The organism is Gallibacterium sp. ZY190522 (assembly GCF_054166015.1).
Window position 1 is genome coordinate 246631 of record NZ_CM135118.1, and the last position, 15700, is coordinate 262330.

The 15700-nt window shown below is 38.1% G+C and carries 11 protein-coding genes; 5 read left to right on the plus strand and 6 right to left on the minus strand.

What is annotated here, in order from left to right:
* The first annotated feature begins 28 nt into the window (after window positions 1-28).
* Complete coding sequence (treB, locus tag ACXPAV_RS01145; protein WP_458003761.1) at window positions 29-1441, plus strand: PTS trehalose transporter subunit IIBC; 1413 nt, start codon at window positions 29-31, stop codon at window positions 1439-1441.
* Window positions 1442-1451: 10 nt separating this feature from the next.
* The gene (gene treC, locus ACXPAV_RS01150; RefSeq protein ID WP_458003762.1) at window positions 1452-3116 is read left to right on the plus strand and encodes an alpha,alpha-phosphotrehalase; all 1665 of its coding nucleotides are present in this window, start codon (window positions 1452-1454) and stop codon (window positions 3114-3116) included.
* Window positions 3117-3140: 24 nt separating this feature from the next.
* Here the strand turns inward: treC and ACXPAV_RS01155 are convergent, their stop codons facing one another.
* The 3 genes from ACXPAV_RS01155 to ACXPAV_RS01165 all read right to left on the minus strand — a co-directional run bounded on the left by ACXPAV_RS01155 (window position 3141) and on the right by ACXPAV_RS01165 (window position 6439).
* Entirely contained in the window at window positions 3141-3587 is a 447-nt protein-coding gene (locus ACXPAV_RS01155) for an RrF2 family transcriptional regulator (protein WP_458003763.1), read from the minus strand.
* A 104-nt stretch (window positions 3588-3691) separates the two neighbouring features.
* Window positions 3692-5101 (minus strand): YdgA family protein, encoded by a 1410-nt coding sequence (locus ACXPAV_RS01160; protein WP_458003764.1) that lies wholly within the window; start codon window positions 5099-5101, stop codon window positions 3692-3694.
* A gap of 24 nt (window positions 5102-5125) precedes the next feature.
* The gene (locus tag ACXPAV_RS01165) at window positions 5126-6439 is read right to left on the minus strand and encodes an L-cysteine desulfidase family protein (RefSeq protein WP_458003765.1); all 1314 of its coding nucleotides are present in this window, start codon (window positions 6437-6439) and stop codon (window positions 5126-5128) included.
* Between the two features lie 312 nt (window positions 6440-6751).
* Here ACXPAV_RS01165 and dnaK point away from each other — a divergent pair, with 312 nt between their 5' ends.
* A complete protein-coding gene (gene dnaK / locus ACXPAV_RS01170; protein WP_458003766.1) occupies window positions 6752-8671 on the plus strand; it encodes a molecular chaperone DnaK in 1920 nt (639 codons plus the stop codon).
* A 126-nt stretch (window positions 8672-8797) separates the two neighbouring features.
* Window positions 8798-9919 (plus strand): molecular chaperone DnaJ, encoded by a 1122-nt coding sequence (gene dnaJ / locus ACXPAV_RS01175; protein WP_039091061.1) that lies wholly within the window; start codon window positions 8798-8800, stop codon window positions 9917-9919.
* A 56-nt stretch (window positions 9920-9975) separates the two neighbouring features.
* On the opposite strand, the gene uvrB is transcribed toward dnaJ, so the two are convergent.
* A complete protein-coding gene (uvrB, locus tag ACXPAV_RS01180; RefSeq protein ID WP_458003767.1) occupies window positions 9976-12009 on the minus strand; it encodes an excinuclease ABC subunit UvrB in 2034 nt (677 codons plus the stop codon).
* Between the two features lie 177 nt (window positions 12010-12186).
* Here uvrB and ACXPAV_RS01185 point away from each other — a divergent pair, with 177 nt between their 5' ends.
* On the plus strand, window positions 12187-13200 hold the full coding sequence (locus ACXPAV_RS01185; protein WP_458003768.1) for a YeiH family protein: 1014 nt from the start codon (window positions 12187-12189) through the stop codon (window positions 13198-13200).
* Window positions 13201-13541: 341 nt separating this feature from the next.
* On the opposite strand, the gene treR is transcribed toward ACXPAV_RS01185, so the two are convergent.
* Both treR and ACXPAV_RS01195 read right to left on the minus strand, forming a co-directional pair.
* Window positions 13542-14492 carry a trehalose operon repressor TreR gene (treR, locus tag ACXPAV_RS01190; protein ID WP_458003769.1) on the minus strand — a complete coding sequence of 317 codons (951 nt, stop codon included), beginning with the start codon at window positions 14490-14492 and terminating at the stop codon, window positions 13542-13544.
* Window positions 14489-15685 carry a Bcr/CflA family multidrug efflux MFS transporter gene (locus ACXPAV_RS01195; protein WP_039135727.1) on the minus strand — a complete coding sequence of 399 codons (1197 nt, stop codon included), beginning with the start codon at window positions 15683-15685 and terminating at the stop codon, window positions 14489-14491. The genes treR and ACXPAV_RS01195 overlap by 4 nt, the downstream gene beginning before the upstream one ends.
* Between the last annotated feature and the right edge of the window lie 15 nt (window positions 15686-15700).

Genomic DNA, 15700 nt, shown 5'->3' on the forward strand with positions numbered 1-15700 from the left:
GTTGATTAGATTAGATCTTGAGGACACTATGGCAAAAAAAATTGATCCGCAAAATATCACCAAGTTGATTACATTAATAGGCGGTAAAGATAACATTGCGTCGGCAACGCATTGTATTACAAGGTTACGTTTTGTACTGAACGATACGGCGAAAGCAGATGTTAAAGCAATAGAAGACTTACCAATGGTAAAAGGTTGTTTTACTAATGCTGGACAATTTCAGGTGGTAATTGGACCCGAAGTAGATTTGTATTACAAAGAATTAGTGAAACAGACTTCAATTAGTGAAGTTAGTAAAGATGATGTTAAAACAGCTGCTAGGCAAAATATGAAATGGCACGAACGATTAATTTCCCATTTTGCTGAAATTTTTATTCCTTTATTGCCAGCATTAATTAGCGGTGGTTTGATTCTTGGTTTTCGTAATGTTATCGGAGATATTCCTTTATCGGATGGCAAGACGTTGGTACAGACAAGCCCAATGTGGCAAACCATTTATGATTTCTTGTGGTTAATTGGTGAAGCAATTTTCTTCTATTTACCGGTCGGTATCTGTTGGTCTACAGTGAAAAAAATGGGAGGTTCGCCGATATTAGGTATTGTATTAGGCGTTACATTAGTTTCTCCGCAATTGATGAATTCCTACGGTTTGGGAACACAAATACCGGACGTTTGGGATTTCGGTTTATTTACAATTGATAAAGTCGGTTATCAAGCGCAAGTGATTCCTTCCATTATGGCTGGTTTAACCTTAGGTTGGTTGGAAACACGTTTAAGAAAGATTGTGCCGGATTCATTGAATCTTGTGATTGTGCCTGTTGTTTCATTGATTATCGCTGTCTTTTTAGCACATTCCATTATTGGACCTATCGGACGCGAAATTGGCAACGGCGTGGCTTATGTGGTTCGTGCCGCAATGACTGGCAGTTTTGCACCAATCGGCGCAGCATTATTTGGTTTCCTTTATGCGCCATTGGTTATTACCGGAGTGCATCAAACCACATTAGCGATTGATATGCAGATGATTCAAAGTATGGGGGGAACACCGGTTTGGCCACTTATTGCATTATCAAATATTGCTCAAGCTTCGGCAGTGTTAGCGATTGTATTAGTTAGTAAAAAAGCTAACGAACGTGAAATTTCAGTACCTGCGGCAATTTCCGCTTATTTGGGAGTAACAGAACCGGCAATGTACGGAATCAATTTAAAATATCGTTTCCCAATGTTATGTGCAATGATAGGTTCTGCATTCGCCGCATTGCTTTGCGGTTTCAGTGGAGTGTTGGCTAATGGTATCGGTGTTGGTGGTTTGCCGGGAATTTTATCAATTAAACCACAATTCTGGTTGGTTTATGCATTGGCAATGCTGATTGCGGTTATTGTTCCTTTGGCTTTGACTACTATTGTTTATAAACGAAAAGCCGCAAATGGCACTTTATAAGGAGATAATTATGCAGCAGGTGTCTCAACAACAATGGTGGAAAACAGGGGTTATTTACCAAATTTACCCAAAAAGTTTTCAGGATACAACCGGTTCCGGTACTGGCGATATTAATGGAATTACGCAGCGATTGGATTATTTAAAAAACTTGGGTGTGGATGCTATTTGGATTACACCAATCTATGTTTCACCACAGGTTGATAATGGTTATGACGTTGCTGATTATTGTGCGATTGATCCGAGTTATGGCTCAATGGCAGACTTTGAAAATTTGGTTGAGCAGGCACATCAACGAAATATTAGAATTATTATGGATATGGTGTTCAATCACACGTCAACAGCACATCAATGGTTTAAACAGGCACAAGATATTAACAGTAAATATCACGATTTTTATATTTGGCGAGGTGGACATAAAGATAGATTGCCGAATAATTGGCGCTCTAAATTTGGCGGCAATGCGTGGCAATGGAGTGAAAAAGTAGGCAAGCATTATTTGCATCTTTTTGCAACGGAACAGGCAGATTTAAATTGGGAAAATCCGATAGTTCGTGCTGAATTAAAAAAAATTTGCCACTTTTGGGCAGATAAAGGGGTTGACGGTTTAAGATTGGATGTGATTAATCTGGTCTCTAAAGATCAGCGTTTTCTGAATGATGATCAAGGCGATGGTCGCCGTTTTTATACCGATGGACCGCGTATTCACGAATTTATGCAGGAACTAAGTCGAGATGTTTTTCAACCAAGAGGCTTAATGACGGTTGGAGAAATGTCTTCAACTAGTTTGCAACATTGTCAGCAATATGCCAATTTGCAAGAAACGGAACTTTCAATGACGTTTAATTTCCATCATTTGAAAGTGGATTATCCAAACGGTGAAAAATGGAGCTATGCTAAACCAGATTTTATTGAATTAAAACGTATTTTCCATTATTGGCAGACAGGAATGTATGGCAAAGCGTGGAATGCATTGTTTTGGTGTAATCACGATCAACCTCGCATTGTTTCACGTTTTGGAGATGAGGGGACATTACGGATAGTTTCTGCAAAATTATGGGCAATGATTTTACACGGTCTTCAAGGTACGCCTTATATTTATCAAGGTGAGGAAATCGGGATGACCAATCCGAATTTTACTTCACTAAATCAGTATCGTGATGTGGAAAGCCTAAATATGTATCAGGAATTACAGAACAAAGGTGTACCTGAAGCATTGTTGCTGAAAATTTTAGCGCAGAAATCGCGTGACAACAGTCGCACTCCAATGCAATGGAATCAAGATAAAAACGCCGGTTTTAGTGAGGGAGAAAGCTGGATTGAAGTTGCCGGAAATTATCAACAGCTGAACGTACAACAAGCCTTGGCAGACAGAAACTCTGTATTTTATTGTTATCAACGCTTAATTGCATTACGAAAACAGTACCCGATTTTTACGGAAGGTAATTATCGGGATTTATTGCCGGAATCTGATTCTTTGTGGTGTTATCGACGGGAAAGTGAGGATAGCTGTTTATTTGTGTTGGCAAATTTAACTGACAAAGAACTGCTGTTCAATTTAGATAGAGAAATGGATATTACACAGTACCAAATCTTGCTGAATAATTATGATGAAATTTGCTGTCAGACGGAAACGATCAAGTTAAAACCTTATCAGGCTATCTATTTATTGAGATAGATACCACACAGAAAGGTGTTGCTTTTAGGCAGCACCTTTCTCATTTTTAGCCAACAAAGGCTGCATTGTTGCGCCATCTATCATTACATCGGCTAACGTGTATTTAGATAATGCTTCATAAAAAGAATTAAATGCGTCATTTAATACTGAAGGTAAGCGGCAACTTGGTGCAATGCAACAGTTATTTTTATCTCCCAAACATTCAATGAACGGACCTTTTTGTTCTGCTAAACGAACGATTTTCCCCAAATTTAATTCGCTTGGTGAACGATGTAAACGAATACCACCGCCTTTACCACGAATAGATAAAATGAGATCATTTTTCGCAAGATGATGAATTACTTTCATTAGATGATTTTCAGAAATATTGTAAGCGAGAGCAATTTCCTGAATGGTGGATAATTTATCTTGATGTGCTGCAAGATAGAGCAGAACACGCAAATTATAATCAGTAAAGGTGCTTAATTTCATAAATATTCTTAATTAATTGATAACAATATAAAATCTTACTCTTTCTTGATCTTATAGGCAATGTTCCGCTTTTTTAAAACGCGTTTATTTATTTTGTATCAAGTTTACAACAAAGAAAGTAACAAAAACCATATGGCTTCTTTTGGTATTTGCTGTTGGTTAAGATAAAGTTCTCCCTCTTTTTGTTCTAAATTGAGCTGATATGCATTTTTTGTTTCAAGCAAAATGCCTTGTGTCACCTGTTGTTGCAGTTTTGTTTGCAGGATCTGTTGCAGTCTTTCCGGATTAATTGGTTCAACTTGTTTATTGTTCTCAAATATTTTGTTCATTGCGGTCGCATAATTATTAATAACCCCATTTAAGAACGGTTTTTCGAGATTTAAATGAATATTCAATGAATCAAAAAATTGATCCGGTAAGCTTTGTGTTAGATTGGTTACGGCTTGTGGTGCTGTCTGAATATTAGCCTTCAATGTTGCTTCTCCATCACTATTTTTCAATGATAATGGTGCAATCACTAATTGTGGTTGTTGATTAAATAAATTAGCGAGTGAATTATGAAGTCGAGTTTGATCATCCTTTAAACTGGCATCGAACAAATTATCTAAATCGGCACCGCTTAAATGTTTGAATTGTAATTTTAGGGTTTGTGAATAAAGTGATTGTTCATTCATTAATACATCTGCAATATCACCGTCTATATCAATAGCATAAAAGTTTCCATCTTGTGTCAATTTCACAGTGCTGCTTTGATCTTTTGAGATATTGCTGACATAGGCGGAGTTTGCCTGAGATCTAAAGTTGAACTCGGCACGTTTTATTGTGGTTTTGATGTCACCGATCGGCAAATAGCGTAAATTGGTTAATTTTAATTTTCCTTCGGAAGTTAAACCTTGTACTAAAATGTTGCTATCAATATTTTTTTGTTCCGATTGTAAAATAAAACGGAAATCATCTAAGTTAATTGAATAGTGAATATTTTTCTCCTGATCTACTTTAAGTTTGTATTCACCGCCAGACCAAACAATTTTATTTTCATCGGATTGGTATTCACCCGGTGAAAAATGAAAATTCAGATCCATAGCTTGTTGATAATCTATATCAATTTTTAATGTAAAAGGGTTGGCAGCGACGTAATTTTTTTCGCCGTTTTTCAAGTAGAAAGGCAAGTTTTTGTTTTGATTATCGGTTTGCAACGTTGATTCACTGGAAGCCATCACCGGCAGCAGTTTGAACTGACTTAATTTATTAAGCGGCAATGGGCCGTGATAAATTTTAGTTTGAATCGGATAACTATATTCATCAATATTAAGTTGATATTGAAGATCACTGAAAAAAAAGTGGCGTTCTAGCTGTACATCATCAATTTTGAGCCAACCTTGCTGGTTTATATCATTAATTTGTTTAAGATAGCTGTCTTCAATTTTTTTACCGGTATACCAAGTGCTACCAAGCCAAATAGCGCTAATGGAAACCAAAGCAACAGCAGTAATAGTAAGTGATTTTTTTTGCATAATTCTTCCTTCTAAAATAGTAATTTATTTACATTGATTTTGCGGTTTATTCGCCATAATTTCAATAATTTGAAAATCGGTATGTTGCATACTTTTACAGGCAATAGCACATAAATTATCAATGCTGCGATCAATAGTATGTTCAACAATCCCTTCATCACCGGTTACGCCGGTCTGATTAATTGCCATTAGCACCGATTTATAGGCGGAAGTTACGCTGGTTGACACTTTCATTGCACAGCTGTTGGCAGCACCGTCACACAACATTCCGCTGATATCGCCAATCATACTGCTGATTGCCATTGCTGCCGTGTCAAATTTATTGGTGAGCAGGTAGGAAATACCGGCACAGCTTCCCATTGCCGCAGTAGTGACTGCACAAAGAGCGGATAGCTTAGGTAATTTGCTGTGAATAAAAATCGCGATTAAATGTGATAAAAACAGTGCGCGCGTACGCTGTTCACCGTCAATATTGAGATGATTGGCGACAACAACAACTGGCATAGTGGCGGTAATGCCTTGATTTCCAGAGCCAGAATTACTCATTGCTGGTAAAGTTGCACCTCCCATTCGTGCATCGGAGGCGGCTGTTGTTTGGATCATTATTCGAGAAAGCAGATCATCAGAAAGCAATCCGTCGCCGATATGTTTTTGTAAAGTACGACCAATATGTAAACCGTAATCTTGTCGTAAACCTTCTTGAGATAAGGCGGCGTTAAGTATTTCTGCCTGATTAATAAAAGTGATTTTTTCTAAGTCGACCTGCATTGAGAAGTCGAAAATATCTTTTGCATTAAGTTGATTAAAAATGTGATGCTGTGAAGCGTCATCTATTGTTTGAATTGGGTTTTGATACAATATCTGACCATTTTTTTTAATGGAAGTAATGCGAGTGTGTTGTTCTTCAATGATGACGCGAACCCAGTCGTTTCCGCTATAAAGTGTTGATTCTGCATATAAAATATGATCAGTTTGCTTAATGGTAACAGCAACGACACCAGTTTGTAGCAACTGTTTTGCCTTTTCAACCTGTTGAGATGTAATATTTTTTAGCACTTCTAAACCGCTATCAGCATTGCCTCCAATGGCACCAATAGCGGCAGCAATTGGTAAGCCCACCATTCCGGTGCCGGGAACAGAAACCCCTAATCCATTTTTCATTAAGTTCGGCGATACTTTTGCTTCGATTCTTTCAATGTTGTTGTGTCCTAGATATTTTGCTGCAGTAGCGGATGCTAACGCCAATGAGATCGGTTCGGTACAACCAAGTGCTGGTACAACATCTTGCTTAACGATTTGAATAAGAGTGTGTTCAAACGGTTGTAAGTGTGAATCCATAAAATCCTCATTAAATGTGATGGTGTTATTGTCGATCAGATAATTTCGTTGATAAATATACACGTTAATCAAGCAGCTGCTAAGCCCTAACTACAATTTAACATCAAGAAAAATGGTATTGATGAAAAAAAATTAAAAAAATTTTTAAAGTTGCCCTTGAAAATTGGATTTTAAGTTCAATTTATTGTGGCACGAACGATGTGGGTTCTATGAAAGACTGAGGATTAATAAAAAATTATCCCTTGTAAATTTTAGAATGAACCCTATTTAGTCGATGTTAAAAACGAATTTAAAATCAGGAGAATAAAGATTATGGGAAAAATTATTGGTATTGACTTAGGTACAACAAATTCATGTGTGGCAGTGATGGATGGCGATAAACCGCGTGTTATTGAAAATGCGGAAGGAGATCGTACAACGCCTTCTATCATTGCTTATACTCAAGATGGCGAAACATTAGTTGGTCAACCAGCTAAACGCCAAGCGGTAACTAATCCGAAAAATACACTATTCGCAATTAAACGTTTGATTGGTCGTCGTTTTACTGATGATGAAGTTCAACGTGATGTCAGCATTATGCCGTTTGATATTGTTAAAGCAGATAATGGTGATGCGTGGGTAGAAGTGAAAGGTGAAAAAATGGCGCCTCCTCAAATTTCTGCTGAAGTATTGAAAAAAATGAAGAAAACAGCAGAAGATTTCTTAGGAGAACCGGTTACTGAAGCAGTAATTACTGTACCTGCTTACTTTAACGATGCTCAACGTCAAGCAACTAAAGATGCAGGTCGAATTGCAGGCTTAGATGTTAAACGTATTATTAACGAACCAACAGCAGCAGCATTAGCTTATGGCTTAGATAAAGGTAAAGGTAACCATACTATCGCAGTATATGACTTAGGTGGTGGTACATTCGACTTATCTATTATCGAAATTGATGAAGTAGATGGTGAAAAAACGTTTGAAGTGTTGGCAACCAATGGTGATACTCACTTAGGTGGTGAAGACTTCGATAACCGTGTCATCAATTACTTGGTTGATGAATTCAAGAAAGAACAGGGTATTGATTTACGTAATGATCCGTTAGCAATGCAACGTTTGAAAGAGGCTGGTGAAAAAGCGAAGATCGAACTTTCTTCAGCACAACAAACAGACGTGAATTTACCGTATATCACAGCGGATGCGACAGGACCAAAACATTTAAATATCAAATTAACACGTGCAAAATTGGAATCTTTAGTTGAAGACCTAGTTGCAAAATCAATGGATCCAATCCGTGTTGCTTTGAAAGATGCTGATTTAACAGTATCAGATATTGATGATGTGATTTTGGTCGGTGGTCAAACTCGTATGCCATTAGTACAACAAAAAGTGGCTGAATTCTTCGGCAAAGAACCTCGTAAAGATGTGAACCCGGATGAAGCGGTGGCTATTGGTGCAGCAGTACAAGGTGGTGTATTAGCAGGTGATGTGAAAGATGTGTTGTTATTAGATGTAACTCCGCTTTCATTAGGTATCGAAACAATGGGTGGTGTGATGACAACCTTAATTGAGAAAAACACCACGATTCCAACTAAGAAATCACAAGTGTTCTCAACTGCTGAGGATAACCAAAGTGCGGTAACTATTCACGTATTGCAAGGTGAACGTAAACGTGCGGCAGATAACAAATCACTTGGTCAATTTAACTTAGAAGGTATTAATCCTGCTCCTCGTGGTATGCCTCAGATTGAAGTAACTTTTGATATTGATGCGGATGGTATTATCCACGTTTCTGCGAAAGATAAAGGTACAGGTAAAGAACAACAAATCACTATTAAAGCCTCTTCCGGTTTAAGTGATGAAGAAATTCAACAAATGGTGCGTGATGCAGAAGCAAATGCTGAAGCTGACCGTAAATTTGAAGAGTTAGTTCAAGCTCGTAACCAAGCAGATCACTTGGTTCACACTACTCGTAAACAGTTGGGTGAAGTAGGTGCAAATCTTGCAGCAGACGATAAAGCAGCGATTGAAAAAGCAGTAAATGAACTTGAAACTGCGGCGAAAGGCGAAGATAAAGCAGAAATTGAAGCAAAAACTCAAGCTTTGATTCAAGCAGCAGAAAAATTAATGCAAGCTGCTCAACAGCAAGCACAAGCCGGTCAGGCTCAGCAACAACAAGCACAAAGCGGTGCGAAAAATAACGGCGATGATGTCGTAGATGCTGAGTTTGAAGAGGTTAAGGATAATAAATAATCTATCCTCCTGATGTAGCGGCTTGAGTTTTTCGAGCTGCTACAATTTACCCCATGGGCGACGGCTAAACACCTCGCCCTTTTACTGTATTCAAAGGTTAATAATCAACTAAAAGTAGGATAACGAATGGCAAAGCGTGATTATTATGAAGTGTTAGGCGTTTCAAAATCGGATGATGAAAAAGCAATTAAGAAAGCTTATAAACGCTTGGCAATGAAATTTCACCCAGACCGTAATCCCGGCGATAAAGAAGCAGAAGCGAAATTTAAAGAAGTTCAAGAAGCTTATGAAGTATTAGGCGACAAAGAAAAACGTGCTGCCTATGATCAATATGGACACGCTGCCTTTGAGCAAGGCGGAGCCGGTGCCGGTGGATTCGGTGGGGCAGATTTCGGCGATATTTTCGGTGATATTTTCAGCGATATGTTCGGTGGTGGCAGAGGTCGTCAACGTGTTGTCAGAGGTGAAGATTTACGTTACGACTTGGAGCTTACGCTTGAAGAAGCGGTGAAAGGCGTTACCAAAGATATTCGTATTGCAACTTTGGCAACTTGTGATAGTTGTCACGGTTCCGGTGCTAAAGCCGGTTCAAAAGTGGAAACCTGTAGTTATTGTCACGGTTCCGGTCGAATTCGCCGTCAAAGCGGTTTCTTTGTGCAGGAACAGACCTGCCCTCATTGTCACGGCACAGGTAAAATTATTGAACAACCTTGTGATAGTTGTCACGGTGACGGACGAGTTCATAAATATAAAAATCTTTCCGTTAAAGTGCCGGCAGGCGTGGATACCGGCAGTCAACTTCGCTTAAACGGTGAAGGTGCGGCAGGTGAGAATGGTGCTCCGGCGGGCGATCTTTATGTGGTAATTCACGTAAAAGAACACGATATTTTTCAACGTGACGGTAATAATCTTTATTGTGAAGTGCCGATCAGTTTTACTTTAGCTGCATTAGGCGGTGAAATTGAAGTTCCGACATTAGATGGCAAAGTAAAATTAAAAATTCCGGAAGAAACACAAACAGGTAAATTATTCCGTTTACGTGGTAAAGGTGTCACTTCGACACGTTCTCACTATCAAGGTGATTTAATTTGTCGTGTGATTGTAGAAACACCGGTTAAGTTAAATAAAGAACAGAAGGAATTGCTACAAAAATTTGAGAAGAGTTTAGAAGGACGCAATCAGCATCGCCCCAAGGAAAAAGGCTTTTTAGATGGTGTAAAACGTTTCTTCGATAATTTAGGTAAATAATTTTATTATTAGAAATTGAAACCCGTAGGTTGGAAAACTTACGGGTTTTTTATTAATTAATCGCCTTGTAGCGTTATAAAACGATCACGCAGAGCGTGAAGTTGATCTCTTGTTTGAGCAGCTTTTTCAAATTCTAAATCCTGAGCAAATTTATACATCTGTTGTTCAAGGTGTTTAATCTGTTTTTGTAGATCTTTAGCATTATCAAGCATTTCATAACTTGCCACCGGTTCAGCAACTTTTGGTAAACGTTGCTTTTTGGCTTTCTGATTGGTACTTTTCCCAATATCCAAAATTTCACCGATTTTTTTATTCAATGCTTTCGGCACGATGTCGTGTTGTTCATTATAAGCCTGCTGTTTTTGACGGCGGCGCTCGGTTTCATCAATGGCTTTTTGCATTGATGGTGTGATGCGATCGGCATAAAGAATGGCTTTACCGTTTAAGTTACGCGCTGCACGACCGATAGTTTGAATAAGCGAACGTTCGGAACGTAAAAAGCCCTCTTTATCTGCATCCAAAATAGCAACCAAAGAAACTTCCGGCATATCTAAGCCCTCCCGTAACAAGTTGATTCCTACTAAGACATCAAACTCACCGGCGCGAAGATCTCGGATAATTTCAACTCGTTCAACTGTATCAATATCTGAATGTAAATAGCGAACTAATACTCCGTGTTCTGCCAGATAATCGGTTAAGTCTTCAGCCATTTTTTTCGTTAAAGTAGTGACTAATACACGTTCATTTTTTTCAACGCGTAAGCGAATTTCAGAAAGTAAATCGTCAACTTGAGTTCCTACCGGACGAACTTCAATTTCAGGATCAAGTAAGCCGGTCGGTCTAACAACCTGATCAATAATTTCATCACCCGATTTTTCCAACTCATAAGGTCCGGGCGTTGCGGAAACATAGATAGTTTGTGGTGCAAGGCGTTCAAATTCCTCAAAACGTAATGGACGGTTGTCCAACGCTGAAGGTAAACGAAAACCGTATTCAACTAAAGTTTCTTTTCTTGAGCGATCACCTCTATACATACCACCGATTTGTGGAACAGTAACGTGTGATTCATCGATAATTAATAAGCCATCATTCGGAATGTAATCGAACAGTGTCGGTGGTGGCTCACCCTCTTTACGCCCAGAAAGGTAACGTGAGTAGTTTTCTATTCCGGAGCAGTAACCTAATTCGTTCATCATTTCAATATCGAATTGTGTTCGTTGAGTAATGCGTTGTTCTTCAAGCAATTTATTCTCTTTGATGAAATACTCTCTGCGTTGAGCCAACTCCAGTTTGATTTGTTCAATAGCCTCTAAAATGCGTTCTCTAGGTGTAACATAGTGTGTTTTTGGATAAACGGTATAACGTGGCACAGCTCCGAAAGAGCGATTGGTGAGAGGATCGAATAGACTTAATCGTTCGACCTCTTCATCAAAAAGCTCTACGCGTAAGGCTACATCATCCGATTCTGCTGGGAATATATCAATCACTTCACCGTGAACGCGGAATGTACCGCGCTGAAAGGCGTGATCATTGCGGGTATATTGTAAGGAGGCAAGATGAGAGAGGATTTCTCGTTGATCAATAATTGCGCCAGTTTGTAGATGTAACATCATTTTTAGATAAGAGTCTGGATCACCCAAACCGTAAATAGCAGAAACAGAGGTTACCACGATGGTATCCCGTCTTTCCAAAAAAGATTTTGTTGCAGAAAGTCGCATTTGTTCAATTTGATCATTAATCGAGGCATCTTTTTCAATAAAAGTGTCGCTTGCCGGGACATAGGCTTCCGGTTGATAGTAATCATAGTAGGAAACGAAATATTCAACTGCATTTTCTGGGAAGAAAGCTTTCATTTCAGCATAGAGCTGGGCGGCTAATGTTTTATTTGGAGCAAAAATCATTGCTGGACGATTTAATTGTGCAATGACATTAGCAATAGTAAAGGTTTTACCAGAACCGGTTACGCCAAGTAGTGTTTGATGGGCTAAACCATCATTTAAATTTTCCACTAGTTTAGCGATGGCAGAGGGTTGATCGCCGGAAGGTTTGAAGTCTGAATGTAAAATAAAAGGCTTACTATTCTTTTTCATAATCAATTTAACAATAAAAGTTGTGAGCGGATTTTAACATATATCACGATTGAGCTGAATTAATACGTAATCACCACATTTTTTCAAAAAAGTAGATCCCTTTTGGGAAGTAGCTTGCTAAAATAATAACCCCCTTAATTTAGTGTATTTATTACATTTTCCTTTTGGATTCATAATATGAAAATTATGTCTTTAATTCCTGGTTTATTGCTTTCTGGAGCAGTGACCGCAGTAGCATTTACTCTTAATTATTTCGGCATCGGTAGTTCAATTGGTATTAGTGCATTAACTTTTGCCATTTTGATAGGGATGCTTGTTGGAAATACGATTTACCCTAATATTGCCCAAGTATCACACGAAGGCGTTAATTTTTCTAAAGGTATTTTACTGAGAGCGGGTATTATTCTGTATGGTTTCCGCATCACATTTCAACAAATTGGTTCAGTGGGGATTAATGCCATTGTAACAGACGCAATTATGTTGATTTCTACTTTCTTTATTACTTGCTGGTTGGGGCGAAAGTGGCTAAAAATTGATAAAGAAATCACTTATTTATGTGCGACTGGCGCCAGTATTTGTGGGGCTGCTGCGGTGATGGCGGCGGAACCTGTGGTCAAAGCACAATCGCATAAAGTATCGGTAGCTATCGCTACAGTTGTGATTTTCGGTACGTTGGCAATGTTTGCCTACCCAATGTTATATCCGTTGTTAAGCCACTATATCAGTGAATATCAATTTGGGATTTATATTGGTTCGACCGTACACGAAGTAGCACAGGTTTATGCTGCAGGACAGAATATCAGTAACCAAGTGGCGGATAGTGCTGTGATTACCAAAATGATTCGTGTAATGATGTTAGCGCCATTCTTGTTAGCATTATCATTTTCATTAAGTCGTAATCAAGTATCAAGTGAATCAAGAAAAATTAATATTCCTTGGTTTGCGGTTTGGTTTGTTTTAGTTGCCGTTTTAAATTCATTCCCAATTATTCCCGAAGTGATTACACATTGGTTGGTTGAATTGGATACTTTATTGTTAATGATGGCAATGTCGGCATTAGGATTAACTACGCATATTGATGCGATTAAAAAAGCGGGTGCAAAACCGCTTATTTTAGGTTTAATTGTATTTTTCTGGTTATGTATCGGCGGTTTTGTAGTTAACCTTGTCAGTGAAAGTATTTTTAATTAAGTTGAGTTTTGGTGAATAAGAATGGAGCGGCAACGCTCCATTTTTTTGGCTTTTTTTCTAAGGATACAAAGAGAAAACGTATAAAAAATAATAAGTTTTGCACAGACTTATTTTTGTCAAGTTTTTTTTGTTTTATTTTTTTGCTAAAAAATATAATCTTTGCTGGATTTTTATTAACTTATTGATTTATAAGAAAATGTTATTTTCCAATCAATTTTGTTTTCAGCAACTAAAACCCTTTATAAACTAAGGATTAAGCGTTTTTTTCTAAAAGTATTCCACAAAGTTATCCACAGGTTGTGTGGATAGAAAAATGATGCAATTCAAACGGGAAAAAGCGACTAATTTTCCAATAAATAGCAAGGCAAACAGATGGATTTTATCTCTTGACCGCCATCCAACAAATAAAGAAGTTGAGAAACCGCTTTTTCACCCGCTTGCTGAAAGCCTAAATCGATCATTAAAGTTTGTGGAAATAGAAAGCTCAAGAGTGGATTATTGCCGACACTGGCAACATAAATATGTGTTAGCTGTTGTTGTTGTAAATATTTGATTGCACCTAATGCAAGGTTATTAGTGGCACAGACTAAGGCGCTATATTTGTGAAAATCGATTTGTTGTGCAAGTTGATAACCGCTTTCAAAACTTAGATCTCCTTGCAAATCAAGAATTGGAAATTGATGTTGATGACAAAACGATAAATAAGCGTGATGACGCAGAAAACCAGTGGTAGTGTCATTGTCGTCAACACCAATATAAGCGATAGCCTGATGATTTTTTTGTAATAATGTCTGCATTAATTGTTGCACTGCACTGTGATCATCATAATAAATGGAGGTGATTCCCGGATGATTACGAGCGATAATCACCAAATTTTGTTGCCAGCTGCTTAGATCGAGTTGTTCAATACTGGAAAAGCTGAATAAGATAACGCCGTCAACTGCTTTTTGTCGAAAAAGCGTTAAATGATCCAGCACTAATTTTTCATCAAAACGACTCTCAACAATAATAGGCTCACAATGTGCAGCATAAAGCAGAGGTAGTATTGCGGATAAAGCTTGATTTTCTGCACTTGATGTCAGGCGAGAAACAATAATGCCAATAATCCTATTGCCTTGTCCTCGCATTGCACGTGCGGAATTGGATGGCAAAAATCCTTGTTCAGCAATTATCTTTTCCACTTTAGCTCGAGTTTTATCGCTGACTTTCGGATCTTGATTCAATACACGAGAAACGGTGGATTTTCCTACACCGCTCAAACGTGCAATATCTTTGATAGTGAGTCTTGTCATTTCTGTAAGTTTCGATAGGTTAATAGCCAATAACCGAGAACTGCAATAGTAATACATACGATCATTGTTGCCAACATCGGAGTGGCGCTGGTTACAGGAACTAGAGCCAATACAGAACCGATTATTGCACCACCTCCGAAACGGAGTGTGCCTAGTACAGAATTTGCTGTGCCGGCAATACGCCCGAAATGCTCTAAAATTAAAGCTGCTGCATTAGCTCCAATGGTTGAGTTCATTCCAATAAACCAAGCAATACCAAGTGCCATAGACCAAAAACCGAGATCAAAAATTGCCACAATAAATAACCACAAACCGGCAGCAGCTTGCATTGCTAAACCGAATTGTAACATTTTTTCTGCACCTACTTTGCTAACAATTTTACCGTTAAGAACAGTGAAACAAGCCATAATTGCAATATTTAGCATAAAGAAATAACCGAAATTTTCGACTTTTACGCCATAAATATCGATATAGACAAGAGAACCTGATGTTAAAAAGGCAAATAAACCGCCGAATGAGAAAGTGGAAACGATCAAATAACCTAGTACTTCTTTGTGTCTTAATACACTCCAGAATTGGCGTAGGATATTGCGTAAAGAGAAATGTTGTCGTTTTTCTACTTGCAATGTTTCTGGAATTCTCCACCAAAACAGTAAACCACTGATGATGCCTACAATCACTAAAAGATAGAAAATGGAGTGCCAATGGAAATATTGCACTAAATAACCACCTAGAATTGGTGCAAGTAACGGGGCTATCATTAATACTAAAGTGATTAATGACATCATTTTGGAAAAATCATTTTTACTGAATAGATCTCGTAGTAATGCTCCCAGTACAACAACCGGTGCAGCACCAAAAAATCCTTGTATTAAGCGTAAACCAATAAAATGATGAATATTATTAATTTGTGTGAGCCCGAATGCAGCAATGGTAGTAATACTTAAACCAAATAAAATAACTGGCTTACGTCCGATGCTATCTGCTATCGGTCCCCAAATTAACTGTCCAATTCCCATTCCCAAGGTAAACATAGTTAATGTATATTGTACTTGACTGGAGGGAACATTTAAGTCGCGTGAAATATTAAGAAATGCTGGAAGATACATATCAATCCCCAGCGGAGGCATCATTGATAATAGCCCCAAAATTAAAACAAATGCAAAATTAATTTTTACTTTTTTATTTCTCACATAAACCTCCTTTTA

What these genes read in the sequence shown, in the direction of transcription:
- ACXPAV_RS01165 (WP_458003765.1), bottom strand. Translation starts at nt 6,439, where the DNA reads ATGGATTCACACTTACAACCGTTTGAACACACTCTTATTCAAATCGTT.
- dnaJ (WP_039091061.1), top strand. Translation starts at nt 8,798, where the DNA reads ATGGCAAAGCGTGATTATTATGAAGTGTTAGGCGTTTCAAAATCGGAT.
- treR (WP_458003769.1), bottom strand. Translation starts at nt 14,492, where the DNA reads ATGACAAGACTCACTATCAAAGATATTGCACGTTTGAGCGGTGTAGGA.
- ACXPAV_RS01155 (WP_458003763.1), bottom strand. Translation starts at nt 3,587, where the DNA reads ATGAAATTAAGCACCTTTACTGATTATAATTTGCGTGTTCTGCTCTAT.
- treC (WP_458003762.1), top strand. Translation starts at nt 1,452, where the DNA reads ATGCAGCAGGTGTCTCAACAACAATGGTGGAAAACAGGGGTTATTTAC.
- dnaK (WP_458003766.1), top strand. Translation starts at nt 6,752, where the DNA reads ATGGGAAAAATTATTGGTATTGACTTAGGTACAACAAATTCATGTGTG.
- ACXPAV_RS01160 (WP_458003764.1), bottom strand. Translation starts at nt 5,101, where the DNA reads ATGCAAAAAAAATCACTTACTATTACTGCTGTTGCTTTGGTTTCCATT.
- uvrB (WP_458003767.1), bottom strand. Translation starts at nt 12,009, where the DNA reads ATGAAAAAGAATAGTAAGCCTTTTATTTTACATTCAGACTTCAAACCT.
- treB (WP_458003761.1), top strand. Translation starts at nt 29, where the DNA reads ATGGCAAAAAAAATTGATCCGCAAAATATCACCAAGTTGATTACATTA.
- ACXPAV_RS01185 (WP_458003768.1), top strand. Translation starts at nt 12,187, where the DNA reads ATGAAAATTATGTCTTTAATTCCTGGTTTATTGCTTTCTGGAGCAGTG.